Source organism: Rhodoferax lithotrophicus (assembly GCF_019973615.1).
Lineage (GTDB): Bacteria > Pseudomonadota > Gammaproteobacteria > Burkholderiales > Burkholderiaceae_C > Rhodoferax > Rhodoferax lithotrophicus.
Genome location: NZ_AP024238.1, coordinates 4540731 through 4567381 on the forward strand (window position 1 = coordinate 4540731; position 26651 = coordinate 4567381).

General features: G+C 59.1%; 30 protein-coding genes. 14 read left to right on the top strand and 16 right to left on the bottom strand.

What is annotated here, in order from left to right:
* The first annotated feature begins 7 nt into the window (after positions 1-7).
* From LDN84_RS20915 to LDN84_RS20925, 3 genes are all read left to right on the top strand, one after another.
* Positions 8-730, top strand: coding sequence for an ABC-type transport auxiliary lipoprotein family protein (locus tag LDN84_RS20915; RefSeq protein WP_223905562.1), 723 nt, complete (start codon positions 8-10; stop codon positions 728-730).
* A 61-nt stretch (positions 731-791) separates the two neighbouring features.
* Positions 792-1502 carry a glutathione S-transferase family protein gene (locus tag LDN84_RS20920; protein ID WP_223905564.1) on the top strand — a complete coding sequence of 237 codons (711 nt, stop codon included), beginning with the start codon at positions 792-794 and terminating at the stop codon, positions 1500-1502.
* Between the two features lie 2 nt (positions 1503-1504).
* Positions 1505-2125: a glutathione S-transferase family protein gene (locus LDN84_RS20925; protein ID WP_223905566.1), complete on the top strand. Its 621-nt coding sequence runs from the start codon at positions 1505-1507 to the stop codon at positions 2123-2125.
* A gap of 225 nt (positions 2126-2350) precedes the next feature.
* Here LDN84_RS20925 and LDN84_RS20930 read toward each other — a convergent pair whose 3' ends face one another.
* Together LDN84_RS20930 and LDN84_RS20935 are read right to left on the bottom strand one after the other, a co-directional pair.
* Positions 2351-2770, bottom strand: a complete 420-nt coding sequence (locus LDN84_RS20930) for a hypothetical protein (protein WP_223905568.1) — start codon at positions 2768-2770, stop codon at positions 2351-2353.
* 69 nt (positions 2771-2839) lie between these two features.
* A complete protein-coding gene (locus LDN84_RS20935; RefSeq protein ID WP_223905569.1) occupies positions 2840-3262 on the bottom strand; it encodes a helix-turn-helix transcriptional regulator in 423 nt (140 codons plus the stop codon).
* A 274-nt stretch (positions 3263-3536) separates the two neighbouring features.
* On the opposite strand from LDN84_RS20935, the gene LDN84_RS20940 reads away from it, so the two are divergent.
* Together LDN84_RS20940 and LDN84_RS20945 are read left to right on the top strand one after the other, a co-directional pair.
* Entirely contained in the window at positions 3537-3788 is a 252-nt protein-coding gene (locus LDN84_RS20940; protein ID WP_223905571.1) for an antitoxin, read from the top strand.
* Positions 3785-4189, top strand: a complete 405-nt coding sequence (locus tag LDN84_RS20945) for a type II toxin-antitoxin system VapC family toxin (RefSeq protein WP_223905573.1) — start codon at positions 3785-3787, stop codon at positions 4187-4189. Before LDN84_RS20940 ends, LDN84_RS20945 begins: the two co-directional genes overlap by 4 nt.
* Positions 4190-4295: 106 nt before the next feature.
* On the opposite strand, the gene glcF is transcribed toward LDN84_RS20945, so the two are convergent.
* The 7 genes from glcF to LDN84_RS20980 all read right to left on the bottom strand — a co-directional run bounded on the left by glcF (position 4296) and on the right by LDN84_RS20980 (position 9882).
* Positions 4296-5531, bottom strand: a complete 1236-nt coding sequence (gene glcF / locus LDN84_RS20950; RefSeq protein ID WP_223905575.1) for a glycolate oxidase subunit GlcF — start codon at positions 5529-5531, stop codon at positions 4296-4298.
* 4 nt (positions 5532-5535) lie between these two features.
* Positions 5536-6684 (bottom strand): glycolate oxidase subunit GlcE, encoded by a 1149-nt coding sequence (gene glcE, locus LDN84_RS20955; RefSeq protein ID WP_223905577.1) that lies wholly within the window; start codon positions 6682-6684, stop codon positions 5536-5538.
* Between the two features lie 135 nt (positions 6685-6819).
* The gene (locus LDN84_RS20960) at positions 6820-7125 is read right to left on the bottom strand and encodes a YqjK family protein (protein ID WP_223905579.1); all 306 of its coding nucleotides are present in this window, start codon (positions 7123-7125) and stop codon (positions 6820-6822) included.
* Entirely contained in the window at positions 7115-7504 is a 390-nt protein-coding gene (locus LDN84_RS20965) for a phage holin family protein (RefSeq protein ID WP_223905581.1), read from the bottom strand. Before LDN84_RS20965 ends, LDN84_RS20960 begins: the two co-directional genes overlap by 11 nt.
* Positions 7505-7508: 4 nt before the next feature.
* Positions 7509-7820, bottom strand: coding sequence for an ElaB/YgaM/YqjD family protein (locus tag LDN84_RS20970; RefSeq protein WP_223905583.1), 312 nt, complete (start codon positions 7818-7820; stop codon positions 7509-7511).
* A gap of 115 nt (positions 7821-7935) precedes the next feature.
* Positions 7936-8898 carry an SMP-30/gluconolactonase/LRE family protein gene (locus tag LDN84_RS20975; protein ID WP_317134809.1) on the bottom strand — a complete coding sequence of 321 codons (963 nt, stop codon included), beginning with the start codon at positions 8896-8898 and terminating at the stop codon, positions 7936-7938.
* A 93-nt stretch (positions 8899-8991) separates the two neighbouring features.
* Complete coding sequence (locus tag LDN84_RS20980; RefSeq protein ID WP_223905585.1) at positions 8992-9882, bottom strand: DMT family transporter; 891 nt, start codon at positions 9880-9882, stop codon at positions 8992-8994.
* On the opposite strand from LDN84_RS20980, the gene LDN84_RS20985 reads away from it, so the two are divergent.
* Positions 9881-10477, top strand: a complete 597-nt coding sequence (locus LDN84_RS20985; RefSeq protein ID WP_223905588.1) for a DUF2846 domain-containing protein — start codon at positions 9881-9883, stop codon at positions 10475-10477. The genes LDN84_RS20980 and LDN84_RS20985 overlap by 2 nt on opposite strands.
* A 110-nt stretch (positions 10478-10587) precedes the next feature.
* Positions 10588-11499, top strand: coding sequence for a LysR family transcriptional regulator (locus tag LDN84_RS20990; RefSeq protein WP_223905590.1), 912 nt, complete (start codon positions 10588-10590; stop codon positions 11497-11499).
* Positions 11500-11504: 5 nt separating this feature from the next.
* On the opposite strand, the gene LDN84_RS20995 is transcribed toward LDN84_RS20990, so the two are convergent.
* The 4 genes from LDN84_RS20995 to recA form a co-directional block, all read right to left on the bottom strand.
* Positions 11505-12029, bottom strand: a complete 525-nt coding sequence (locus LDN84_RS20995) for an acyl-CoA thioesterase (protein WP_223905592.1) — start codon at positions 12027-12029, stop codon at positions 11505-11507.
* 230 nt (positions 12030-12259) lie between these two features.
* Positions 12260-13465, bottom strand: coding sequence for a transglutaminase domain-containing protein (locus LDN84_RS21000; protein WP_223905595.1), 1206 nt, complete (start codon positions 13463-13465; stop codon positions 12260-12262).
* A 288-nt stretch (positions 13466-13753) separates the two neighbouring features.
* A complete protein-coding gene (gene recX, locus LDN84_RS21005; RefSeq protein WP_223905598.1) occupies positions 13754-14230 on the bottom strand; it encodes a recombination regulator RecX in 477 nt (158 codons plus the stop codon).
* Between the two features lie 73 nt (positions 14231-14303).
* Positions 14304-15386 carry a recombinase RecA gene (gene recA, locus LDN84_RS21010; protein ID WP_223905601.1) on the bottom strand — a complete coding sequence of 361 codons (1083 nt, stop codon included), beginning with the start codon at positions 15384-15386 and terminating at the stop codon, positions 14304-14306.
* A gap of 155 nt (positions 15387-15541) precedes the next feature.
* Here recA and LDN84_RS21015 point away from each other — a divergent pair, with 155 nt between their 5' ends.
* From LDN84_RS21015 to LDN84_RS21025, 3 genes are all read left to right on the top strand, one after another.
* Complete coding sequence (locus tag LDN84_RS21015; protein ID WP_223905603.1) at positions 15542-16015, top strand: MarR family winged helix-turn-helix transcriptional regulator; 474 nt, start codon at positions 15542-15544, stop codon at positions 16013-16015.
* A 62-nt stretch (positions 16016-16077) separates the two neighbouring features.
* Positions 16078-16752, top strand: coding sequence for a response regulator (locus LDN84_RS21020; RefSeq protein WP_223905606.1), 675 nt, complete (start codon positions 16078-16080; stop codon positions 16750-16752).
* A 75-nt stretch (positions 16753-16827) separates the two neighbouring features.
* The gene (locus LDN84_RS21025) at positions 16828-18228 is read left to right on the top strand and encodes a sensor histidine kinase (RefSeq protein WP_223913225.1); all 1401 of its coding nucleotides are present in this window, start codon (positions 16828-16830) and stop codon (positions 18226-18228) included.
* Here the strand turns inward: LDN84_RS21025 and LDN84_RS21030 are convergent.
* From LDN84_RS21030 to LDN84_RS21040, 3 genes are read right to left on the bottom strand one after another with little or no spacing between them, the layout of a single operon-like run.
* The gene (locus tag LDN84_RS21030; protein WP_223905608.1) at positions 18219-18902 is read right to left on the bottom strand and encodes an SPOR domain-containing protein; all 684 of its coding nucleotides are present in this window, start codon (positions 18900-18902) and stop codon (positions 18219-18221) included. The genes LDN84_RS21025 and LDN84_RS21030 overlap by 10 nt on opposite strands.
* A gap of 12 nt (positions 18903-18914) precedes the next feature.
* On the bottom strand, positions 18915-19724 hold the full coding sequence (locus tag LDN84_RS21035; protein WP_223905610.1) for a biotin--[acetyl-CoA-carboxylase] ligase: 810 nt from the start codon (positions 19722-19724) through the stop codon (positions 18915-18917).
* Between the two features lie 4 nt (positions 19725-19728).
* Entirely contained in the window at positions 19729-20199 is a 471-nt protein-coding gene (locus LDN84_RS21040; protein WP_223913227.1) for an SET domain-containing protein, read from the bottom strand.
* A gap of 139 nt (positions 20200-20338) precedes the next feature.
* Between LDN84_RS21040 and LDN84_RS21045 the strand changes: the two genes are divergently transcribed.
* From LDN84_RS21045 to LDN84_RS21060, 4 genes are all read left to right on the top strand, one after another.
* A complete protein-coding gene (locus tag LDN84_RS21045; RefSeq protein ID WP_223905612.1) occupies positions 20339-23290 on the top strand; it encodes a DNA topoisomerase III in 2952 nt (983 codons plus the stop codon).
* A 216-nt stretch (positions 23291-23506) separates the two neighbouring features.
* Positions 23507-24574, top strand: a complete 1068-nt coding sequence (locus LDN84_RS21050) for an extracellular solute-binding protein (protein ID WP_223905614.1) — start codon at positions 23507-23509, stop codon at positions 24572-24574.
* A gap of 92 nt (positions 24575-24666) precedes the next feature.
* Positions 24667-25785, top strand: coding sequence for an ABC transporter ATP-binding protein (locus tag LDN84_RS21055; RefSeq protein WP_223905616.1), 1119 nt, complete (start codon positions 24667-24669; stop codon positions 25783-25785).
* Complete coding sequence (locus LDN84_RS21060; protein WP_223905618.1) at positions 25782-26645, top strand: ABC transporter permease; 864 nt, start codon at positions 25782-25784, stop codon at positions 26643-26645. Before LDN84_RS21055 ends, LDN84_RS21060 begins: the two co-directional genes overlap by 4 nt.
* The last annotated feature ends 6 nt before the right edge of the window (positions 26646-26651 follow it).

Sequence of the window (26651 nt, forward strand, 5' to 3'; positions counted from 1 at the left end):
AAAAACTATGAATTCAATAGCTGCTTACGCTTATCAGACCTGCGCCAGAGGCTTATTTTTTATAGGAATTGCGGTCCTCACCGGCTGCAGCCTGCCACGCCCTGCCAATACCCCGGTGGTGGTCGACTTTGGTCCCGGCCCGCTGCATACCCAAGCCAGCACTCGCGTCGCCAACTTGCCACCGCTGGAGCTGGCCAACGTCCACACCAGCGTGGCCCTCAACAGCACCGCCGTCTGGTACCGCCTGGCCTATGCCGATGTGCAGCAACTCAAGCCCTACACCCTGGCCCGCTGGAGCATGCCACCTGCCCAGCTGATTGGTCAGCACCTGCGCAGCCATCTGGGGCAGCGTCGCGCGGTGGTGTCACCGGGCGACATTACCCTGGCCCGCCCGGCACGGGCCGCGGCCTCGGCAGCCGTGGCCACACCCCCCTTAGCCACCGCGCCCACACAACCCCAAGCCATTCTGAACCTGCATCTGGAGCTGGAGGAATTCAGCCAGGTGTTTCAAACTGCCAGCCAAAGCTACGGCCTATTGCGCCTGCGTGCCACCGCAACACAACGCAGTGCGGCAGGTGAAACTCTGCTGGCGCAGCGCAGTTTCACCGCCAAGGAAACCGCCCCCACCCCCGATGCCAGCGGAGGAGTGCGCGCCCTGACCCAGGCCACGGATCAAGCCGTGGCAGAAATCGAGCTGTGGCTGGAGCAGCTGGGGCACCTCCAACCCTAGCCACGCCGTGTTCTGAACACACACCACACAACCTACCCCCATCAACCGTCGAGCCCACGCCATGATTGACCTCTATACCGCCGCCACACCCAACGGACACAAGGTGTCCATCGCCCTTGAAGAGCTGGGCTTGCCCTACACCCTCCAGGTGCTGGATCTGAGCCAGGGCGAGCAAAAACGGCCGGAGTTTCTGGCCATCAACCCCAACGGGCGAATTCCGGCCATCGTGGACTGTGACGAAGATGACTTTGCTGTCTTCGAGTCCGGGGCCTGCCTGATCTACCTGGCCGAGAAAACCGGCCAACTGATGCCCAGCGATGCCAAGGGCCGCTCACGCGTGATCCAGTGGCTGATGTTCCAGATGGGCGGCATCGGCCCGATGATGGGTCAGGCCAATGTGTTTTACCGCTACTTTCCGGAAAAAATTCCCAGCGTGATTGACCGTTACCAGGGCGAGAGCAAACGACTGTTTCGGGTGCTGGACGGGCATCTGAAAGACCATGAATACCTGGCGGGCGACTATTCGATTGCCGACATTGCCAACTGGGCCTGGGTGCGCACACACCGCTGGTCCGGCGTGGAGCTTGATGATTTACCCCACCTCAAGCGCTGGCGCGATCAACTGCGCCAGCGCCCCGCCGTGCAGCGCGGCATTGAGCAACCACCCTCGGCACTCGATTCCCGCGTAGACGACCCGGAAAAAGCCAGGCAATTCGCCGAGAACGCGCGCAAGATGCTGGAGCAAGGACAATCCATCAAAGCAGGAGTATGACGATGAAACTCTATACGGCCCAACGTGCCCCCAACCCGCGCCGGGTGACCATGTTCATGGTCGAAAAAGGCATCACCCACATCGATCTGGTGAATGTGGACCTGAACACGCTGGAACACAAAGGTGAGGTTTACCGCGCCAAGAGCCCACTGGCCAAGGTACCCGCGCTGGAACTGGATGATGGCCGGGTGTTGACCGAAACCCGTGCCATTTGCACCTATCTGGAAGGCCTGTACCCCGAGCCCAACCTGATGGGCGAGGGCTTTGAAGAGCGCGCCTTCATTGAAATGGCCGACCGGCGGATTGAATGGTCGCTGTTGCTGGGCATTGCCAACAGCGTGCGCCACACCCACCCCGGCCTGGCCGTGCTGGAGCAGCCCCAGTTTTCGGAGTTTGGGCATTCACAAGCGCAAAAAGTGATCGAGGTCGCACAATGGTTTGACCAATTGCTGCAACATCAAGCCTGGATGGCCGGGCCACGCTTCACGATTGCCGACATCACCGCGTTTTGTGCCATTGAGTTTGCCCGGCTGATGAAATTCAGCCCCGGCAAGCAGGGCTTCACTGCCTTGCAAGCCTGGCGCGACCGGGTGGCCGAGCGGCCCAGTGCGAAGGCGGCCTAGAAAGCCGAGGCCGGCATTCGTTTCATGCATCAAATTAGCCTTTAGCGCTTATTATTCAAGCGCTGGAAGCTACTGTTTTTACAGCAAATTAAAGATGCATTCATCACGCTGATGCCTTCTTGGACACCTTGACATACCCGAACGCTGTGGACTACGGTTTGGGTCTATCCCCGCTCACGCGGGGCAACCTTTGCCGGGGGGTGATCAGCGCCGTGCTGGCAGGGTCTACCCTTGAAAATTACTGACCTGCGGCAAACCACGGGCGGACACCAATGTCAGGCTCTCCAACTGACTCCGAGCCTGTGCCGCAATACGCCGCCCTTCTTCAACAGCAGCCTTTTTCTGATCCACATCGGTGGCCTGCTCACTTTCAGCAATTAGGCGCGCAGACAGCTCCGCCAGCGCCGCAAAAATCAACTCCTGCTCGGTGATGGGCCCGGTAAGTTTGTTACCCGGTTCCTGCCCAGTCATGCGCTGCGTGATCCACTCTTCACTGCGGCCTTGGTGCTGCCAGGCTTGACGGGCGCGATCCAGCAATCGTGCTGGGTCAGCCGTTTCCTGCAAGTATTCAGCGCCCATCTGTGCCAACCAGAGCTTGTTGGCCTCGGCATCAGGATTGTCAAATTCAGGGGTAAGGGTTTTCATTGTTTGAAGTCTTTCATGCACTCAGCTTACGCCCCCAAAGGTTCACCAGATGACCCTCTCACCCACCCCTCAAAAATATTTCTCCCCCAGTTTTTTCACCTCATCGGCGACCACCTTGCGCGGCGACGGCGGCCCCAGCAGGGCGTTCAGGCGTTCCATCAGCGGGGCGATGTGGGTGGTGAGCACACCGCCTGCGTCCAGCCCGGCCAGCAGTTGCTGCATGGTCAGCAGGGCGTGGATTTCGGTGGGCGAGAACCACAGGCCGGGCAGTTCATGCGGGTGATGGTCGACCGGGTCAGAGGGGCCGCGTCGGTAGCCGCCCAGCTCGCGGCTGTAGATGATGGGGTTGTGCAGGCGTTCACACAGGTAGTTCAGGTCACGCTTGAGGGTGGAGCGTGACACGCCCAAGGTGGCCAGCAGGGTGGCAAAGCTGACGACCTTTTTGGCGTGCAGCAACTCATTGATTTTGTACAGCCGTTCTGTGCGGTGCATGTCTCCTCCCTTATGGATTTGACAGGCATGTTACTCCGCTCAAAATTTAAGCATTCAATTGGCCTCTGGCGCTTATTCAACAAGCGCAAGCAGCTACTTATTCAATAGCTATTTCTGTAGCGCTTCATCTCGCACCCCAATTCGGTGACACATCTGAATGATGATGCACAAGCTCATGCGGGGCACAGATCCAACCCCTGTCAAAAACTTGTATTGACAAGCATGACGCACGATACATATCATGAGAAATATCACTCAGAAAGAAGGACTCCAAATGCGTCAGACTGCCAAAATTTTCGTCACCGGCCGCAGCCAGGCGGTTCGCTTGCCGCTGGAGTTTCGCTTTGACGTGTCAGAAGTATTCATCCGCCGCGATGCCCTCACGGGTGATGTGGTGCTGTCGCGTAAACCCACGGATTGGCAAGGCCTGCTGGATGTGGTGGCTCAAAACAAAGACGAAGACTTGTTGGTTGAGCGCCGCCAAACCCAGGCGCGGCGCGACCCTTTTGAGGGCTGGCAGGAATGAGGCCGCGCTACATGCTCGACACCAATGTGGTCAGCCACATCATGCAGGGGCGCGATGCCGAGTTGCTGGCTCGCTTGACGCAGGTGCCGGTGGGGCAAGTGGTGATGTCCAGCGTGACCTTGGCCGAGTTGGAATACGGCTTGCACCGCAAAGGGCAACCTGTTCGCTTGCGAAATGCCCTGACACAAGTGCTGCTGCGTATCGACGTGCTGCCGTGGGATGAGGACGTAGCAACTTGTTATGGCGAGTTTTGCGCCACGCTGGAGGCCCAAGGCATCAACCTCAGTGACTTTGACATGATGATCGCCGCCCATGCCGTAGCGGCGGATTCCACCCTGGTCAGCCGCGACAAGGCGTTTGCGCAGGTGAACGGGGAACGCTTGAGGCTGGAGATTTGGTAAACCCGATGCCATGAGCCCGAATCACCCAGAATATCTCTTGCTAATCAGGCATCAAATTGGCCTTAAAACCTTATTCATCAAGCGCAAACAGCTCTATTTTTGATAGCTATTTCTGCAACGCTTCATCCAGCAGCTCAATCCAGTGCCGCACCCGGGTGGTGGTGCCGCTTTGCAGGTGGGTGATGCAGCCGATGTTGGCGCTGGCAATTTCATCGGGGGGCTGCTCGCCAAAGGTTTGGGCCAGGTTCTTGAGTTTGCGGTCGCGCAATTCGTAGGAGATTTTGGGGTTAAGCACACTGTAAGTGCCGGCTGAGCCGCAGCACAGGTGGGCCTCGCAACCGGTGGTTTTGACGTTGAAGCCCAGCTCTGCCATGTATTTCTCTACCCCGCCACGTAATTGCATGCCGTGTTGCAGCGAGCACGGCGGGTGAAAAGCGATTTTGCTGGCGCTGCCCGCCACCTTGGATTTCAGCTTGGGCACCAGCTCAGGCAGCCATTCGCTCACGTCTCGGGTCAGCTCGCTGACGCGCTTGGCTTTGGCCGCATAGGCCGGGTCGTCCCGCAGGATGTGGCCGTAGTCTTTCACTGTGGCCCCGCAGCCTGAGGCGTTGATGACAATGCCCTCGACCCCGGCTTCGAGGTGTGGCCACCAGGCATCGATGTTGGCGCGCATCTCGGCCATGCCGCCGCTCTGGTCGTTCAGGTGGAACTTGACCGCGCCGCAGCAACCGGCTTTGGCCGCCACCACGCATTGGATGCCTGCCGCGTCCAACACGCGGGCGGTGGCGCTGTTGATATTGGGGCTCATGGCGGGTTGCACGCAACCTTCCAGCACCAGCACCTTGCGGGCGTGGGTTCGCGCCGGTGTGGCGCCGGCGGGTTGTTTGGGTGGAACCTTGTTTTGCAAGGCCTTGGGCAGCAGCGGGCGCAACCCTTGCCCGAGCCGCATGGCTGGCCCAAACAGGGGCGAGGGCAAGCCTTCTTTGAGCGCCCAGCGCAGGGCGCGTTCACCCACCGGGCGCGGCACTTGGGCATCCACCAGCTTGCGGCCAATGTCGAGCAGGTGGCCGTATTGCACGCCGCTGGGGCAGGTGGATTCGCAGTTGCGGCAGGTCAGGCAGCGGTCCAGATGCAGTTGGGTTTTGCGCGTGGGTGGGCTGCCTTCCAGCACCTGTTTGATCAGGTAGATGCGGCCACGTGGGCCATCGAGCTCGTCGCCCAGCAGCTGGTAGGTGGGGCAGGTGGCAGTGCAAAAACCGCAGTGCACACATTTGCGCAAAATGGCCTCAGCGGCCTGGCCATCGGGTGTGCCCTGGTAGTGGGGTGCGAGTTGGGTTTGCATGGTTTCAGAGGCCTTTGAACATGCGGCCAGGGTTGAAGATGCCGGCCGGGTCAAATTCGGCCTTTAATCTGCGGTGGATTTGCTCGGTAGCCGGATTTAAAGCATCAAATCGGGCTGTAGTGCTTACTGAACCAGCGCCAACAGCTCTGAATAATGTAGCACTTCCACCCACAGCGGCAGCCTCACGGCGCAGCTGGGCCTGGGCCGACTCCGGGGCCCAGAGCCAGCGCAGGCCACCGTGCCATTCCACCAACTGGGCCCAGGGCAGATGCAGCACCGGGGCGGTTTGGGGCAGGCTCAAGCGCCACAAGGCCAGGGGTTCAGCGTCTTGGCTGGGGGCGGTGAAGAAGGGTAATTTCTGGTCGCGGCAGGCGGTCCAGTCACCCATGGTTTGAGCGTTGTCCAGGCGTTGGCCCGGCACGTCGGCCAGCACTTTGCTGCAGGCCGATTCCACGGCGGCCAGCGCACCACGCAGGCGCACAAACAGCAGTTCGGGTGCGCCGGGGGCGGTGTCGTCACGCACCCAGCAGCTGGCGTTCAAGGGCAGCGGCTGGCCGCCCCAGCGGTGTAACTGCGTCAGGGCGCTGGCCTGATCCAGCGCAAACACCAGTGTGGCCTCGCCGGGAGCGATGGGCAGCACTTTCAGAGAGATTTCGGTCAGCAGCCCAAGCGTGCCCAGGCTGCCCACCAGCAGGCGCGACACGTCATAACCGGCCACGTTTTTCATGACCTGCCCGCCAAAAGTGAGCTGCTCGGCACGGCCGTTGATGAACTGCACGCCCAACACGTAGTCGCGCAGGCTGCCGACGCTGGCGCGCGCCGGGCCGCTCAGGCCAGCGGCCACCATGCCGCCACAAGTGCCACCCTGCGGGCCGTCAGAGCTGGCAAAGCGCGGCGGCTCAAAGGCCAGGCACTGATTTTTTTCGGCCAGCGCGGCCTCCAGCTCCCGAAGCGGTGTACCCGCACGCACCGTGACCACCAGTTCGCTCGGCTCGTAGCTGACGATGCCCCGGTAACCCCGGGTGTCGAGCAGTTCACCCTGGGTGGGGTGGCCATAAAAGTCTTTGCTGCCGGCTCCGCGAATACACAGTGCGGTCTGATGGGAAGCCGCATGGCGTATGCGATCAGTCAATTGATTCAAGAGAGTGTTCATGCAATAGCTCGGGTCTGTGGTAACCCGGCATGTTAGGGCATGACTAGCCCCGATGGATTGAATTTTTTGAACAAGCCGTGTTCAAATTTTGGTGGGTCTGAATCTGCCGCTGGCGCTTGGTGCAGCCGGAATAGATCAATATTTGACGAGGTAACTCACCAGCGTCTGACGCCAACGCTGAACCTGACGCGCCGTTTTCCAGAGCCACCACAGTTTGGTGGTCCAACTCAAAAACCGCCGAGGCTTGAGCACCAACAGCACGCCAAGAACGGCAGCAGGCCATTGGGGATGCTGTTTGAGCCAGATCCATGCGGCATGGAATTGGTCGGCCCGCGCGGCTGGTTTTTGAAGCCCTTGAAGGCGCTGATGAAGTTGGTAGCGCAGCTCGGTGCTGCGAATCAGCAGCCGCTGCTGGCGCAGCCGAACCTCTTCAACGCTCATGGGACTTGAGGCTGTTGCGGTCGTGATCCAGCTCGGCCAAACTCACACTGAACAGGTTGGAAGGTGCTGCCAACTGCCGCTTGGCCGTACGCAGCAACACCCACCCGACCAAAGAAAAAAACACCGACAGCAATCCCAGTGCCGCCAAGCGGTAGCCGTCCCACATCAGCATGATGACCAATGCACACAACAACACCGCTGCCAGCGTGAAGCTCATCAGCGCCGAAGCGGCCCAAAAAAGGCCGACGCTGATGCGGTGTTTTTCCAGTTCCAGCTCGGTACCAAGCAGGGCCAAACGAACCCGCAGAAACTCCATCCCAACACCCAGGGAAGCCTGCAATTGGGCCAACAAGCCCCCCGAAGCATGGGTGTCTGCCATGAACTTAACGGCGGCTGATCAACAGGCCAACCACCAGCCCCAAACCGGCAGCAATGCCGATGGACTTCCATGGATTTTCATGCACAAATTCATCCGTGGCATGGCCTGCGGCTTTGGCTTTTTCCACGGTGGCTTGCTGCAGGTGATGCAACTCCGATTTCGCTTGCTGGATACGGTCCATGACCCGTTTGCGCAACTCAACCGCGCTGGCACTGACTTCATCTGCGGTGAGCTTCAGCAATTCCTCGGAGTCAGCCACCCCTTGACTCAAATCGCTGATGAGTTTTTCTTTGCTGATTTGCAAGGCTTCGGACATGATGAAACTCCTTATTTACAAAATTAAAACGCCTGTTCCATTCTAGGACTTTGTCATTTTGGTTCCAAATGTTCGTTCAGCTATAACAACACCTGCACACTGGTGAACACGCGGCTCAATCGACAAAAAAATTCACGGGCAAGCCCGCCCCATCGACCCGCATCGACAGCACCTGACCTGACAGCGGGTAGGCCGCCAGCTCTGCCGCGCTGCGGTGATGGTGCACGCTGGTGAGGTACAGGGTTTTGAAATCTTCGCCCCCCAGGCAGGGCATGGTGGGGCATTGCAGCGGGGTGGCGATGTCAGCCAAAAGCGTGCCGTCTGGTGCCAACTGGCAGACGCGCCGGCCTTCATACAGGGCGACCCAGTAGTTGCCTTGGGCATCCACCGTTGCGCCGTCGGGGCGACCCCGGTAAGCGCCATTGCTGGCATCGGTGGGCTCACACGACCAGTCGGCCGGTTTGGGCGCAAAGCGGGCAAATACCCGCTGGTTCGACAAGGCGGCGCTGGGCAGATCAAAGTCCCAGGCCCAGACGGTGTGGCTGGGGGTATCGGCCCAGTACAGGGTGCGCTGATCTGGACTCCAGGCCAGGCCGTTGGCGGTGGTGATGCCCGATGTGGGGCTGATTTTGCAGCTCACCTCAGGGCGGCCGCTGCGGGCATCAAGGCAGTACAGGGCGGCGTTTTTCCGGGTGCGCGTCTCGTCGATGGTGCCCACCCAGAAGCGCCCGAGTGCGTCGCACTTGCCGTCGTTGGCACGCATCTGGGCCGGGTCATAGTCCAGCGTGGTCAGGCGCACCAGCGGGCCACCCCAGTCCCGCGCACGGTAGATGCCATCGCGCAGCGCCAGCACCAGGCCACCACGGGCTGCCGGGGCCATACAGCCGGGCTCACTCGGCATCGGCCAGACCTCGACCGTTTCCATGTAGATGTTGGCCCGCAGAATCTGCCGCCCCACAATGTCCAGCCAGTACAGCATTTGCTCCTGCGGATGCCAGAACGGTGATTCACCCAGAGCCGCCATGTGGGGGGCAACGGTTTGCCAGGGTTCTGATGTGGTGATTGAAGTGCTGTTCATGGTGCGGTCTCCTCCCGGGCATTGTGCCCGTGGCAGCTGGCCCAGATAACCACGAGGTTACCGGCCCTAGCGGGCTAGGGCTCCGGTGCTTGATCAAGCTCGCCGCAGCGTCGTCCACAGCGCCGCCAAAACAATCAGCCCGCCACCGAGCCAGCCGCTGAGGCTGAGTGACTCCCCCAGCCAGAACACCGCAAACAATGCACCAAAAGCGGGTTCGCTGCTGGTCAGCAGGGCCACCCGGCTGGGCGAGCTATGCTGAAGCGCCCAGTTTTGCGCAAAAAAAGCAAAGATGGTGCAGCCCAGCACCAGGTACAAGCTGGCTTGCCAGAAGGCACTGGCTTGCGGCAGTGGCGGCAAGCCACCGGGCAGACACAACGCCAGCAGCAAGCTGCCAAAACCAATCACCGCCGCCTGTACCGCCGTCAGCGCCAGTGCCGGTGCACGGCTGTGGCGGGTCAGCTTAGCAGTCTGGCAGACAGTGATGGCACGCAGCACAGCCGCGGCCAGCATCAGCGCGTCACCCAGGCCCAGGGTGCCAACCAGCCCCCCACTGAGCAGCGCAGCACCCAACAGGGACAGCCCGGCAAACACCCACATCGCCTGGGCCGGACGACGACCCAGCAACCACCACTCGACCAACGGCGTGAACACCACACACAAGCTGATCAAAAGCGCGGCATTGCTGGCCTGGGTATGTGCCACGCCCAAGGTTTCACACAGAAAAATGCCCAGCATCAGCCCGCCCAAGGGCAAGCCGGTGCGCCAGGCATCACGCCGCTGCAGGGCGCTGGTGCGCCACAGGGCGGGCAGCAGCAACACCAACGTCAGGATGAAGCGCACCGCCAGAAAGCCAAGCACCGGGTAAAAAACCAGCGCACCTTTGGCCACGCCATAGCTGGTGCCCCAGACCACGGCAACCAGCAGCAGGGCAAGATCGGACAAGAGGAGCAGGCTTTTGGGCTGCGGCAGGGCAAGGGTGTTCATGAAAAAGTGTCTGATTTTGGAATCAGCCTCCATCATAAATTTCAGCACCAATGGTGATAATCCATCTGAGCAGAACAAGATTTGTGCACAGGGAGCATCAATAACGCAACCAGCCAATCCACACTGCGCCTTTTCCTCAACAACTTTTGAAAGTCATTTCATGAAAAACTTGATTGCCATCGCAGTTCTGGCCTCCAGCCTGGTGGGTTGTGCCTCCGTCAATATGGGAGATGCCCAACAGGATGCCGCCTTAAAAACATTTGCACCGGTCAAAGACAAGACAGGGGTCTATATTTATCGCAACGAATCGATGGGAGCTGCCATCAAGATGAATGTCGAACTTGACGGACAAGCCATTGGCCAGACAGCAGCCAATACCTACCTCTACAAGGAAGTTACACCGGGCAAACACACCATCACCTCCAGGGCTGAAAACGACAGCTCTATTGAAGTGGATGCCCAGCCCGGAACACTGCTCTATGTCTGGCAAGAAGTGAAGATGGGAATTTTGGGAGCGCGCTCCAAGCTTCAGATCGTGGATCAGGCACAAGGTCAGAAGGGTGTACAAGAAACAAAACTTGCCGAAACCAAATAAGCACGCAGATCTGCAGGGCAATAGAGGGGGATGTGGCAAGCCAGGTGTCTGTCAATGGCCTCCAGGCCGCATCATGCGCAACACCATCACCCCGACAGGACCTGAACACCATGAACCGCATCCACCAGCTTGAGTGCCTGCCAGACATGGCAGTGTTTGCCCGCGTGGTGGAGGCTGGCAGCTTCTCGGCGGCGGCGCGCCAACTGGGGCTGACACCGTCGGCGGTCAGTCGGCAAATTGCCCGGCTCGAAGGTGTGCTGCGGGTGCAGCTGCTGGTGCGCACCACCCGTAAATTGAACCTCACCGAGGCAGGCAGCACGGCCTATACACGCTGCCAGGACCTGGTGGCCGCAGCGCGCGAGGTGCTGGCGCTCAGTGATACCCACACGGCCACCCCGCGCGGGTTGGTGCGCGTCAGCATGCCCAAAACCATTGGCCGGCTGGTGGTGCACCCGCTGATGCCCGCCTTTTTGCGCCAGTACCCCGAGGTGGATGTGCAACTCATCATCACCGACCGCACGGTGGACTTGTTTGAAGAAGGCATTGACCTGGCGATTCGCGTCACCGATGCGCCGCCACCCGGCCTGGCCGGTCGGCCACTGATGCGTATCCGTCACCTGGTGTGTGCCAGCCCAGCCTACCTGGCCGAGCACGGTACACCGGCTCATCCGCGTGATCTGGCGCAGCACAGCTGCATTTATCTGGGTGAAACCGCGCTGGATCGGCACTGGCGTTTTGGCCGTGCGGGTGAAGAGGTCAGCGTCAAAGTGAGTGGTCGCTACGTGGCCAACCACAGCGAGGTGCGGCTGGAGGGGGCCCTGCAATCTTTCGGCATTGCCAGCTTGCCGGAATTCACCGCCCACACCAGCCTGGCCGCCGGAACACTGGTGCCGGTGCTGGCCGATTGGGAACACCTGACCCACTACGCCGGAACAGCCTGGCTACTCTACCCGCCGAACCGTTTTCTGCCGGCCAAACTGCGGGTATGGATTGACCACCTGGTGGCGGGTCTGGCGGCTTGAGCCGTTCAGCGCCTTTCACCCGAAGACAAGGCGAGGCGTTCACCCGGCTCAGCGCTGCTGCGGGTGGCGCTGAAGCGTTGCTCCATCTCGCGGCGCATTTGCTTGCGCAGTTCGGCGGCGGCGTGGCGGCGGATTTCGTCAGGGGTGCTGGGTTGCAACGGGGTGACTGGCGCGGGCTTTTTGTCGTCGTCCACCGCCACCATGGTGAAGAAGCAACTGTTCACATGGCGCACCACACGCTTCTGGATGTCTTCTGCAATCACCTTGATGCCAATTTCCATCGACGACGAGCCGGTGTGGTTGACCGCTGCCAGAAACGTGACCAGTTCCCCCACATGGATCGGCTGGCGGAACATGACCTGATCCACACTGAGCGTGACCACATAGCGCCCGGCGTAGCGGCTGGCGCAGGCAAAGGCCACCTGGTCGAGCAGCTTCAAAATGCTGCCGCCATGCACATTGCCGGAAAAATTGGCGGTGTCGGGGGTCATGAGCACGGTCATGGAGAGTTGGTGAATCGGCAAATCCATGGGAACAAACTCCTCTTACAAAATCAGTCCGTTTGACTGAGCCTGCATACTACAGCCGCAGCGCCAGGGGCACAAACCGCACCGCCTCCGCATGGTCAATCTCTATGCCAAAGTGACCTCTAGCGCTTTTATATAAAGCGTTGGAAGCTATCAAATTTGATGTGATGAAGTACACCTTAGTCCTGCGCCTAACAACAACCACATCGCAATCTGTCGCCTGTCGAAACCGATCAACGCACGGTGTATTCGAGCAATGACGTGAATGAGGTGGATTTGTCGAACTTGGCGACAACCGAGCTGTTCCCGGTCGCGGTGACCACATCACCCGCCCATTCTTCTCCGTTCTGGACGAGTTTTTTCCATTGGCCCCCTGTGATGACTTGGACGCTGATCGCACCCGCCACACGGAGTCGAAATCGGTAACTGTGCCCAGCCTTCAAAATTCCTGTCATCGGTTCGACCAGCGTCACTTGGCGTGCTGTGAACGCATCAAACGGAGACGGAAACGCTGAATCTTGCTCACCCTTTTGAGCTGTAATTCGATAATCCATCACCCATTGAAGCGGCTTTTCGCTGTCTCGCACTTCCGCAAACAAGCGAAGAATGTATTCGCCAGATTGCGGAAACGCTGCGTCGGCTCTCGCTTCCGTGGCGCTGACCTGTACCAACGTGTAGTCACCATCGATGGCCTGTCGTGTCGCGGCATCCATCAGCCGAGCCGACATTCGGACTGGCTGGGTGACACCAAGGCTCACGGACACACGATCCTGGGCGCTGATGTGCACATGTGACTGATTGCCTAGACGAAAACCGAGTCGCCAGAACGATGCTTGAACAAACGCGAGCTTGGCATACTGCTCAGCAGTAATCGGTCGTTCCAGTAACTGCCAACTCGGAACTTGTGGCAGGTGATCGATGACAAATACATCGGGCGAAGTTAAAAAGTAGTGCTCTTGAAAGGTGCGAACAAAGTGCATCTGTTGATCGATGATTCCCGCGCCCCATGTCAGATCCATCAACCGCCATTGGCCGTCTACCCGTACCGAATTCCAGGCGTGATCGGCAGGGCCAGAAAACCGCTGACCGGGCGTGTAGCCGTAACCCTTTGACCATCCATTGATGCCCAAGATGTCCAGCCCCATCGCCCGCCCAATGGACTCACCCAAACGCACATACCCCTCGCAAACGGCTAACCTGCGCTGCAGTACCGCGTCCGGATTTTGGTTACCGGGCTTGCCACTGCGAAGGCCTTCCACATCGTAGTCAATGTTTTTGGTCACCCACCGGTAGAGTGCACGGGCACGACTGAGGTCATCAGGCCCTACCCCCGACAGATAGGCAGCCAGTGTGACAACCGACTGGGTGGCACTGGTCGGGGCGGCATCGGTGTAGGTATCGATGGCCGCAAGTTGATCACTGGATAGGACTTGAACCAACCCGACTGGCGGGGTTGGCGTGATACTAAATTCAGCACTCGTGCGCACGAATGACTTATCAGCATTTGGGAACGAAAACGGCAAAGACTGCGCAGCAGCAACCAACGGCAGCACAAGCAAGATGAACCGTATCAGGCTACGCATAGGGTAAAAGTATATTCAGAATCACTACTGTCCAGTGAGCGTCGTTCTGTCGCGCAAGGCGATCCCCGCACCCCAAAAGGTCAAACAGACAACGCGGCAGGTCTTTGGAAACGGTAAGCCCACGCCGTCAGGCAGGATGATGGGTCATGCGTCCAGGCTTGCGGAATCGTCGTCTGCCCTATCCGCCGCCTTGACCACGCGCCGAATCACATCCCCGCTAAAACCCCGGGCCGCCAGAAAGCGCATTTGACGTGCGGCCTCGGTGACATCCTGCGCAGGGGTACCAAATTTCTTCACCCACACGGCGTGCGCCCGAACCAGCTCCGTGCTGCGTAACTCGGCCACGGCTTGCATCACGACATGTGGGTCAAGCCCCTTGGCTTGCAGCTCTTGTTGGATGCGCTGCGCTCCGAGCTTGCCCGCACGCCGGTTAAGCACCGACTCCACCACCCGTTGTTCACTGATGAAGCCCTTGGCTTGCAAGTCATCCAGTGCCAGCGCCAGACTGCCAGGTTCCTCCTCAAAACGGGCTAATTTGCGCTCCAGCTCAGAGCGCGAATGCTCGCGCCCACTCAGCAGACGCAACGCACGGCCCTTGAGCGAAGGTTGATCAAACGCCATAAAACACCTTGGCTGATTCTGGTTGACCATAAAGCTATCAATAAAGTAGCTTCATACGCTTATAAATAAAGCCTTAGACTGCCTTTTTGCTTGCAACCTTGCTGACAGCTTCAGGCGACTCTGTCCCTGCCAGCAGCGGAATACCCAGCGAGGCCCGTACCTTGTTTTCAATTTCACGGGAAAGCTCCGGGTTCTCTTTCAAAAACTCGCGGGCGTTGTCACGACCCTGGCCAATTTTCTCGCCGTTGTAGGCGTACCAGGCACCGGACTTGTCCAGGATATTGGCGTTCACCCCCATGTCGATGATCTCGCCTTCGCGGCTGATGCCTTGACCAAACATGATGTCAAACTCTGCGGTTTTGAACGGGGGTGACACCTTGTTTTTAACCACTTTGACTTTGGTTTCATTGCCAATCGATTCGTCGCCCTTCTTGATGGTGCCGGTGCGGCGGATGTCCAGACGCACCGAAGCATAAAACTTGAGCGCATTGCCACCGGTGGTGGTCTCGGGGCTGCCAAACATCACACCAATCTTCATGCGGATCTGATTGATGAAGATCACCATACAGTTGGTCTTTTTGATGTGGGCGGTGAGTTTGCGCAGTGCCTGGCTCATCAGGCGGGCTTGCAAGCCTGGCAGGCTGTCGCCCATTTCACCTTCGAGTTCGGCTTTGGGGGTCAAGGCCGCCACCGAGTCCACCACAATCAAATCGACCGCGCCGGAGCGCACCAGGCTGTCGACAATCTCCAGCGCCTGCTCACCGGTGTCAGGCTGGCTGATCAGCAGGTCTTGCAGGTTGACACCGAGGTTTTGCGCGTACTGGATGTCCAGTGCGTGCTCGGCATCCACAAACGCGCATTGGCCGCCGGTTTTTTGCATTTCGGCGATCACTTGCAGGGTCAGCGTGGTTTTACCAGAAGATTCCGGGCCATAAATTTCCACCACCCGGCCACGCGGCAGGCCGCCGACACCAAGTGCAATATCCAGCCCGAGCGAACCGGTGGACACCACCTGGATGTCTTCAATCACCTCGCCTTCTCCCAGACGCATGATGGTGCCCTTGCCGAATTGCTTTTCAATTTGCGCCAGCGCCACTTGCAGGGCTTTGGCTTTTTCAGCGTTGACGGGAGTGGGGGCCTTGACGGGTGCTTCCATGGTGAATCTCCTGAAGTTAAAACTAATCTGACACGGTTTGCAAAGGATTTGCATCTTCTGTTTTTAACAACAGGCTGGATGCTTGAACAGTAGTTTAATCTTTTTATGAAAATAAATTCATGGATTTTTAGTCAATTTAGCTTACTATTTACCTCATGACACAGCACGTACCTATTCCGGGCTGGCGACTCTCCCATCTTGGGCACTGGTTGGCACAGGCATCCGCCCGGTTTGACCGCCGCGTATTGGCCTTGATGGCCGCCAATGACCGCATGCCACTGGCCTTGGCCAACCTGGCCGGGCGTGGCAAGCTGACGGCTTCCCACATGCACATCTCCCGACATCTGGCCTTGGAGGGCTCGCGCCTGACCGAGCTTGCCAGTCAAGCCGGTATCAGCAAACAGGCCATGGGCAAACTGGTCGATCAATGTGAAGCATGGGGGCTGGTGCAGCGCCAGAATGACCCGCGCGATGCACGTGCCTGCCGGGTGGTATTTACCGCTGCCGGACTCAGTTGGCTACAGGCCTTTCAAGAAGCGGTGACCCAAGCGCAAGCGGAGCTACATGCCGCCGTGGGGGACAACGTGGCTACCGTGATCGCGCTCGGACTGGAGGCTTATGCCGCCTAGAATGACAAGAAGAGGCACCAAGCCAACTGTTCCATCTGACTGACTGACAAGAGGAGACATACATGCGAATTCTGATAGCCGAAGATGATCAAGTTTTGGCCGATGGGTTACTGAGAACCCTGCGCAGCTCAGGCGCTGCGGTAGACCATGTGGCCAGCGGCACAGAGGCCGATGCCGCCCTCATGACCAACACCGAGTTTGACCTGCTGATTCTGGATTTGGGCCTGCCCAGGATGCATGGTCTGGAGGTTCTCAAACGCCTGCGTTCACGCGGGTCGTCGCTCCCTGTGCTGATTTTGACGGCCGCCGACAGCGTGGAAGAGCGCGTCAAAGGTCTGGATTATGGGGCTGACGACTACATGGCCAAACCATTCAGCTTGCAAGAGCTTGAAGCCCGGGTACGGGCACTGAGTCGCCGCGGCATGGGCGCAGCCAGCAGCACCATCAAGCACGGGCCACTGATTTACGACCAGGGCGGACGGGTGGCCACCATTGATGGGGCCATGGTGGAACTCTCGGCACGGGAGCTGGGCCTGCTTGAAGTATTGTTGCAGCGCGCCGGCCGCCTGGTCAGCAAAGACCAACTGGTCGAACGTCTGTGCGAATGGGGTGAAGAGGTCAGCAACAACGCCATTGAGGTTTACATCCACCGCCTGCGCAAGAAAATTGAAAAAGGCCCGATCCGCATTGCCACGGTGCGGGGATTGGGCTATTGCCTGGAAAAGATTCCAGGTTAGTCCGGTCACACATCTGCCGTGGTCACGGTCTTCAACCGCGAGCAACGCTCGCTGTTTGGTGAAATTCTGGACTGGATGCTCACGCCGCTGCTGCTTCTGTGGCCGGTGAGCCTGGTGCTGACATGGCTGGTAGCCCAGGGTATTGCCGGCAAACCATTTGACCGGGCACTGGAATACAACGTGCGCGCCATGGCCCAGCTCATCACCATCCAGCACAGCCATGCCCGGTTTTCGTTACCACGGCCAGCCCGCGAGTTGTTGCGAGCCGATGACTCGGACACCATTTATTACCAGGTGCTGGGCACACGTGGCGAATTACTCAGCGGCGAAAAAGATATTCCGCCGCCGCCGGATACGGAGTTCATGGAGCCCGACGATGTGCATATCCGCGATGAAGTGATCAAGGGGTTTGATGTCAAAGTAGCCTATATGTGGGTCGATTTGCCGATTTCAGGCGGCAAATATGCCTTGGTACAAGTGGCCGAAACACTGGAAAAACGCTCGGTGCTGGCGACCGAGATCGTCAAAGGCGTGATGCTGCCGCAATTTGTCATCTTGCCGCTGGCCGTGCTACTGGTTTGGCTGGCGCTGGTGCAAGCCATCAAGCCACTTAACCAGCTGGAGGAGCGTATTCGCGCCCGCATGCCGGATGACCTGAGCCCGATTGATGCCCGCGCCGTGCCCATGGAGGTCACCCCGCTGGTGGAGTCTGTCAACGACTTGTTGCTGCGCCTGACCGACTCCATTGCCACCCAAAAACGTTTTCTGGCCGATGCCGCCCACCAGCTCAAAACCCCCTTGGCGGGCCTGCGTATGCAGGCTGAAATGGCCCAACGCGAAGGGGCCAGTGCCGAAGACCTGAAGCATTCCCTGCGTCAGATTGGCCGGGCCAGCATTCGCGCCACCCACAGTGTGAACCAGTTGCTGGCGTTGGCCCGAGCCGAAAGCAGCGGTGCGGCCATGCCACGCACCGTGTGTGACTTGCCGGAACTCACCATGGCGGTGGTGCGCGACTGTGTGCCACGTGCGCTTGAAAAACACATCGACCTGGGCTACGAAGGCACCGAACCGGGCAGCCCGAGTTGCACGATTCTGGGCAATGCCACCTTGCTCAAGGAAATGATCCGCAACCTGGTGGACAACGCCATCAACTACACCCCCTCCAGCCTGGAAGCCCCAGGCATCATCACCGCCCGCGTGCTCACAGACCCCTTTGGACGCACGCTGGTGCTGCAAGTCGAAGACTCTGGCCCAGGTGTGCCAGAAGCCGAGCGTGAGCTGATTTTCCAGCCGTTTTACCGCGCCCTAGGAACCGAAGTGGATGGCTCAGGCCTGGGGCTGCCGATCGTGCTGGAAATTGCCCACCAGCACCAGGCCAGCGTCCGGCTGGAAGAAACCCGTCCTGGTCACAAACCCCCTGGCGCACGTTTTGTGCTGCGCTTCACCGCACTGGAAAACGACCCGCCTCAGTCCTGACGCCCCGCCGGGCACGCCACCAGCGCCTGACCGGCCAAAGCAGCACGTACCGCAGGCAATGACGCTTGCAAGTCATCATTCACGGCGGGCAAGCGCAAGCGCAAACCATGCCGCTCAGGTTGTTCCTGCAGCACCCGGGCTGTGCGCACCCCCCGCTTTGCCAAGGCTTCCAGTGCCGTATTGGCTTGTGCCTGCGAAGCAAACACCCCAAGCGACAAGCCTGGTGCCAGGGTCGAATTGGTCAAGGGCTCAAACGTCAGATGCAAGCTGTCGAGCTGGGCACGTTTTTTGGCCAATTCAGCCGTATTGCCATATTTGCCCATATAAATGATCCAGCGCTCTGGCACAACCACGTCTTCCAGTACCCAGGATTGGGCGGGCAAAGCAGCTTGCAGCGCTTGGCGCAGTGCATCACCCCGCTGGGGATCCAGTACACCGGATTGCAAACACAGCGCAGGCTTGGCAGTTGCAGCCGCTGTGCTGGCGGCTGCAACAATCTTGCGGGCTTCCAGCTCACTGATGATTTGAATGGCCTCAGGCTGGATTTGCTGCAGCAGGCGATGTGGCTCACTTTGTATGGCCGGTCCAAACCCATAAGCCAGCAACCAGCCTTGCCCCCAGGCGAAATACCCTGCGTTAAGCAACAACAGCAACAACACCCAGACACGCAACATCACACGGCCCACTCACAGTTGTTCATAGTTGGGGCCGGGCTGCACACGCACACTCACTTCGGAACTGGTGACCCGCTGCACGCCTGTCGGTGTGGCCACCAACAAGGCCCCGCTGGCATCCACACCCTGGGCCACGCCCTGCAAACCATCACTGAGCGTCACCGGCACTTGCGCCAAGGCATCCAACGCGTTGAATTGCGCCTGAAACGGTGCAAAGCCATGTCCCTCAAACACTTGCACCACATGCACCAAAGGAGCCACCACATGCGCCAGGGTTTGACCGATATCCACGCCGGATATAAATTCAGCCAACCCCACCGGTGGCGTGGACAAGCCTGCCGACTCAGGTGTGAAGATATTGATGCCCACACCAATCACCACATAACGACTGGTATTGGCCACGCCCCAATTGGCGGTTTCAATCAAAATACCTGCCAGCTTGCGGTCATGCCACCACAAATCGTTCGGCCACTTCAGGCGAATCTGCGGGTGCAGGCTTTGCGCCACACTCACGCCCACCGCCAGCGACAGGCCGGACCAATCCTGGGGGGCCAAGGGCAACCCGAGCGAAAAGGTCAGCGCCATGGGCTTGTGCCCGGACGGTGTTTCAGCGCTCAGCCATTGGCGCCCCATGCGCCCGCGCCCGGCGGTTTGCTGCTCGGCCACCAGCAGCACCGGCTCCAGACGACCAGCGCGCGCACGGCGCATCAGCTCGGTGTTGGTCGAATCGATTTGGGGCAACACCTCCACGGTAAAGCCTGGCAATATTGGACTGACAGCTTCCCAGATGGCTTCAAGCGGCCAGCGCACGGGGTGGTTCATGGTGTTAGCGGCGCTTGCGTTTGGGTGCCAGCAGGGTGCCACGGCAACCAGGTGCACCACACCAGCACGGGTATTGCGCCTTGAGCTTGGGTGTGTAGCGCTCGTCAATGATCAGGCCGTAGTCGTAATGCAGCTCTTCACCGGCAGCAATGTCGCGCCGGGCCTTGATGAAAATCCGGCCGTTGCGCTCATCGGCTTCACAATTGCCATCACAAGAATGGTTGATCCAGCGCGACGAATTACCGCCAAAAAGCGCATCAATCACCCGCGTTTCATCCACGTGAAAATAAAACGTGTGGTTGGGGTTGGACGCATCATGCGGGTGACGCGCCTGGGCTTCCTCCCAGGTGATGATCTCGCCCACGTACTCCAAAATAGTCTCTCCTGCGGCAATGTCCTGCACCGCAAAAACGCCTTTGCCATGGATGCCCGAGCGGCGCACCTGGACACGACGTGGGGATGTGGCCTTGGCCACAGGGAGGAGTGATGCAGTTTTGGCGGGCGACTTTTTGGACACGGTCAAAATTTGGTATCGTGAACTCGTATGGGTGCGCGTGTGCGTGCCCACCTGTGTGTGCGCCCGTGTAGGGGCGCGAGAAAAGGATTGTAGTCAGATGAAAACCTTGGTGATTGCCGAAAAACCTTCCGTGGCACAAGACATCGTGCGCGCCCTGACCCCGGTGTCAGGCAAGTTTGAAAAACACGACGAACATTTTGAGAACGACACCCATGTGGTCACCAGTGCCGTAGGCCATCTGGTGGAAATCCAGGCTCCAGAAGCCTTTGATGTGAAACGCGGCAAATGGAGCTTTGCCCACCTGCCGGTGATTCCGCCCCACTTTGACCTGAAACCGGTCGACAAAACCAAAACCCGCCTGAATGCGGTGGTGAAACTGGCCAAACGCAAAGACGTGGGCCAACTCATCAACGCCTGCGACGCGGGCCGCGAGGGTGAGCTGATCTTTCGCCTGATCGAGCAATACGCTGGTGGTGCCAAACCCCTGGGCAAACCGGTACAACGCCTGTGGCTGCAAAGCATGACACCGCAAGCCATTCGCGAAGGCTTTGGCGCCCTGCGCAGCAATGCCCAGATGCAGCCGCTGGCTGACGCGGCACGCTGCCGCTCCGAGGCCGACTGGCTGGTCGGCATCAACGGCACACGCGCCATGACCGCGTTCAACTCGCGTGACGGCGGCTTCTTTCTGACCACCGTGGGCCGGGTGCAAACCCCGACGCTCTCGGTGGTGGTGGAGCGCGAGGAACAAATCCGCAAGTTCATCAGCCGCGATTACTGGGAAATCCATGCCTCATTCGCCGCCCAGGCGGGCAACTACCCGGCCAAGTGGTTCAACCCGGCGCACAAAAAAGACGCTGATGATGCCGAAAAGAAGGCAGATCGCGTCTGGAGCGAGCTGGATGCACGCACCATTGCCGAAGCAGTGCGCGGCCAACAAGCCACGGTTTCAGAGGAAAGCAAACCCACCTCTCAGGCTTCGCCTGCCCTGTTTGACCTGACCAGCCTGCAACGCGAAGCCAACAGCAAGTTCGGCTTCAGCGCCAAAACCACCCTGTCCATCGCCCAAAGCCTGTACGAACGCCACAAAGCCCTGACCTACCCACGTACCGACTCACGTGCCCTGCCCGAAGACTATGTGCCGGTGGTGAAACAAACCTTTGAAATGCTGGCCGACAGCGGCCTGAAACACCTGGCACCCCACGCACTCACGGCCCTCAACAACAACTACATCCGCCCCAGCAAGCGTATTTTCGACAACGCCAAGGTGAGTGATCACTTTGCCATCATCCCCACATTACAAGCGCCTGGAGCGCTCTCGGAAACAGAGCAAAAAATTTACGACCTGGTGGTGCGCCGCTTCATGGCGGTGTTTTTCCCTGCGGCTGAATACCAGGTCACCACACGTATCTCCAAGGTTCAGGAGCACCATTTCAAAACCGAAGGCAAGGTGCTGGTCAAGCCGGGCTGGCTGGCCATTTACGGCAAGGAAGCCGCACTGGAAGTCGAGGGCGGCAAAGACGGTGACAAGGGGCAAAGTCTGGTGCCGGTAGCGCCTGGCGAAAAGGTCAAGGCCGAGTCCGTCGACCCCAAAGGCCTGAAAACCCGCCCACCCGCACGCTACTCAGAAGCCACCCTGCTCGGCGCCATGGAAAGCGCTGGCAAAACCGTGGAAGACGACGAACTGCGCGAAGCCATGCAGGAGAAAGGCCTGGGCACCCCGGCCACCCGCTCCAGCATCATTGAAGGTTTGATCTCCGAGGCCTACATGCTGCGCGAAGGCCGCGAGCTGATCCCCACCGCCAAGGCGTTCCAGCTGATGACACTCTTACGTGGCCTGGACGTACAAGAGCTGACCAAAGCCGAACTCACCGGCGAATGGGAATACAAGCTCAACCAGATGGAGCACGGCAAGCTCAGCCGTACGGCCTTCATGAGTGAGATTGCTGCCATGACCGAACGTATGGTGAAAAAAGCCAAGGAATACGACCGCGACAGCGTACCGGGCGACTTTGCCACGCTGCACACGCCCTGCCCCAACTGCGGTGGCATCGTCAAGGAAAACTACCGCCGTTATGGCTGCACCGGCGCTGATGGCCAGAGTGAGGGCTGCGGTTTTTCATTTGGCAAAACCCCGGCCGGACGGACTTTTGAGCTGGCTGAAGTTGAGCAGTTTTTGCGTGACCGCAAAATCGGCCCCCTGACCGGCTTTCGCTCCAAAGCTGGCTGGCCCTTTGTGGCCGAAATGGTCATCAAGTTTGACGAGGACAGCAAAAACTACAAGCTTGAATTTGACTTTGGCGACGATAAAAAAGGCGAGGAAACCGGTGAGCTGGTCGATTTTTCAGCCCAGACCAGCTTGGGTGCCTGCCCCCAATGTGGTGCTGCCGTGTTTGAGCACGGCAAAAATTATGTGTGCGAAAAATCCGTCCCCACCGCGGCACAGGCTACCCCCAGTTGCGAGTTCAAGACCGGCCAGATCATCCTGCAGCAACCGATTGAACGCGAGCAAATGGTCAAGCTGCTGGCCACCGGAAAAACCGATCTGCTGGACAAGTTTGTCAGCATGCGCACCCGGCGCACCTTCAAGGCCATGCTGGCCTGGGATGCCACCGCGGGCAAGGTCAATTTTGAATTTGCCCCGAGCAAATTCCCGCCACGCAAGACAGCAGCGACACCGTTGACAAAAGCTGCTGTCTCTTCAAAATCACGAGCTGCTAGCGCAGCATCTACGGTAACTACAGGCCAAAAACCCTTAAAAACACCGGCTAAAAGGACTGCCAAACCAGCTGCCGCCAAAACACCACGCAAAACACCTGCCGCCGGGGCGGGTTCTACGCCCAGTGCAGCACTCGCTGCAGTGATCGGGTCTGAGCCGATTGCCCGCGCCCAGGTCATCAAAAAACTGTGGGACTACATCAAGGCCAACAAGCTGCAGGATGCCGCCAACAAACGCGCCATCAACGCCGATGCCAAGCTGCTGGCGGTATTTGGAAAACCCCAGGTGACCATGTTTGAACTGGCGGGCATCGTGGGCCAACATTTGGGGTGAAAGGGATGCTTCCAACCGAATCGGGAGAGGGACGGCATCCAAGTGGTGCCTGTGGATGGATGCCCAAATGGCACCATGGATTAGGGTAAACCCTATGTCGCCATCACCCGTCTGACATCAAAATGTCACGGGACTGTCTTAGTCTTGCCGACTTCAGGCCGTCTGAGCCTGATGCAGCTTGCTGCTGTCACCCCACTTCATCCAAGGACCTTGAACATGAAAATCCGCTACTCATTGATTGCCGCAGGCATTGTTGCCCTGGGCACTGTTGGCACCGCCTGCGCGCAAGAGAAAACCCTGCGTTTACTCACCTGGGCCGACTATGCACCCGCTGATGTGGTGGCGCAGTTTGAGAAGGAAAGTGGCTACAAGGTTGAAATCACCCTGTCGAACAACGAAGAAATGATCTCCAAGTTGCGCGCCACCGGCGGCGCTGGGTTCGATCTGGCCCAGCCCTCACAAGACCGCATCACCGGCCCACAGCAAGAATTTGGCATCTACAAACCGATGGATCTGAGCAAACTCAAGGCCGAGTTGTTCATCCCCTCCATGCTGGAAGCCACCAAGAAAAACACCACGCTGGCGGGCAAGGTTTATGGTTTGCCCCACATCTGGGGTACGGACGGTTTGGTGGTCAACACCAGCCTGACCAAAATGAGCGATTACCCCGACCTGTGCCGCGCCGATGTCAAAGGCAAAACCGCTGTGCGCCTGAAACGCCCGACCCTGCTGGCCTTTGCGTTTGCAGCTGGCAAAGACCCGTTTGCGCTGTACAGCAACCCCAAAGCCTATGGCGAACTGATGGACGAAGTCGGCAAGACCATGATCGCCTGCAAGGGTAATCTGAAGCTCTTCTGGGACAACAAAGACCAGTTGCTCAACGGCATGCGTTCTGGCGAAATTGTCGGCGCCATGATGTGGGACACCGGCGGCTGGAAGCTCAATGGCGAAAAGGCTGAAATCCAGTTCATCGCGCCAAAATCCGGCGCACTCGGCTGGATCGACACCTTTGCCATTCCGGCCAAAGGCAAGAACGATGCCGCCGCCTATGCCTGGATCAACTTCAACATGCGCCCGGAAATCGCCGCCCGCGTGGGTGCCAAGGCAGGCAACTTCACCGCCTCCAAGGGTGCCGATCAGTTGGCCGATGCCAAGCTGAAGGCCCAGTTTGCCGCCAGCTTCCCTGAAGCTGCGCTGAAAAACGTCAAGTGGTACCCCGCTGTGCCCGCTGGCATTGAAGACATCGAAGGCCGCGTGCTGGATCGCATCAAGGCAGCCAATTAAGGCTTGATCGGGATGACACCGTAGGAGCCCTACCCTCTGGGCTCCTACCCATCCAACGGCCCAGCGAACTGGGCTTTTACACAAGACATCACTTGAATTCAACATCTTCTGCTGCCCTGCCAGACCTGCAAGCCACACGCGTGGCCAAACACTATGGTGCATTTCACGCGGTGGACGACTTGTCGTTCTCGGTGGCACGCGGCAGCTTCTTTTCCATTCTGGGGCCGTCGGGCTGTGGCAAGACCACCCTGTTGCGCATGATTGCGGGCTTTTTATGCCCCGACTCTGGCGACATTCTGATTGGTGGCAAGCCGATGAACGGTGTACCCCCCAACCGGCGCCCCGTCAACATGGTGTTTCAACACCTGGCACTGTTCCCGATGATGAGTGTCGGTGACAACGTCGGTTACGGCCTGGCGCGCCGCGGTGTGGCCAAAGACGAGATTCAGCGTCGTGTGGGTGAAATGCTGGAGCGTGTCAGCCTGCCCGGCGCCCAAAACAAGCGCGTCGACCAGCTCTCGGGCGGCCAAAAGCAGCGCGTGGCGATTGCCCGCAGCCTGGTGCTGGAGCCCACCTTGCTGCTGCTGGACGAACCCCTGGGCGCACTCGACCTGAAGCTGCGTGAGCACATGAAAATCGAGCTCAAGCAATTACAAGCCGCTTTTGGCACCACCTTTGTCTACATCACCCACGATCAGTCAGAGGCCTTGGTGCTGTCAGACCATGTGGCGGTGATGAACGCGGGCCACTTTGAGCAAGTGGGCACCCCCCAAGCGCTGTACTACGAACCCCAAACGCCGTTTGTGGCTGGTTTTGTCGGGGCCAACAACCGCATCGCCGGCCACGCCACCGATGTGAACGGCAGCCTGGTCACCGTCACCAGTGCACAAGGTTTGGTGCTTCCGGCGCGCGCCATGGGCCAAATAACACCTGGTGCTTCGGTTGAGGCGTTTGTACGCCCCGAAGTCGCACGCCTGGCCCGTAGCTCAAGCGTGTTTGCCAATGCCGGTCTGCCACACTGGCAAGCCACGGTCAATAGCTTGCTGTTTGACGGAGCCAACTCGGCCGTGCTCTTGAACGAGGCACAGTCCCACACCGAATTCCGCATCGCCTTGCCACAAACCGGCGAGTTTGCCGACCTGGCGGTGGGTGAAACGGTGGCGTTTGGATTTGATCCACAACGCGCCGTGTGTTTTGCCGCACAAGCATGAAAACCCAGGCTCGCTTGATGCTCCTGTTGCTGCTGGCTCCAGCACTGCTGTGGCTGATCGGCCTGATCGTGTTGCCGCATGTGGAGCTGAGCATTTTGTCGCTGCGCGCGCGCGTGGCCCCGCGTGTCTACGAGCCCAGCTTGGCGCAATTCCGCACGTTTTATGAAGAGCCGCTGTACTGGCACACCTTCATGCGCACGGCGCTGATGTCCATCCTGGCCACGGGTATCACCCTGCTGATGGCGTTTCCCATCGCCTGGACGATTGCCAAGCTGGTGCGCGGAAAGTCCAAATCCATGCTGTTTGTCATGTGCCTGATCCCATTCTGGGTCAGTGAAACGGTGCGCACCCTGGGCTGGATGATTTTGCTGCGTGAATCCGGCGTATTGCCCGCCTTCCTGGTCTGGCTGGGGGTCACGCCCGCACCGGTGGAAATGCTCTACCACGATGCCACCATCCTGGTCGGGCTGGTCTACACCTCGATGTTGTTCATGGTCATCCCGCTGATCAGTGCGCTGGAGAGTCTGGACGACTCGCTGATCGAAGCCGCTTACGACCTGGGCGGCAACGGCTGGTCGATCCTGCGCCAAATCGTCATTCCACACGCTGCCCCCGGCATTGTGGCGGGCTGTATTGTGGTGTTTATGCTGACCCTGGGCAACTACCTGACCCCCACGCTCTTGGGCGGTAAAAACTCGCAGTGGTTCACCGAACAAATTTACACCCAGTTCATCACCCGCTTCAACTGGGAGCAGGGCGCGGCGTTTGGCTTCTTGCTGCTGGGCTTGAGCACCGCCATCGTCTGGGCTGGCCTGCGCTTAAGTGGTCAAAAATTTGGCGAAGTGATGCAACGATCATGAAGACCG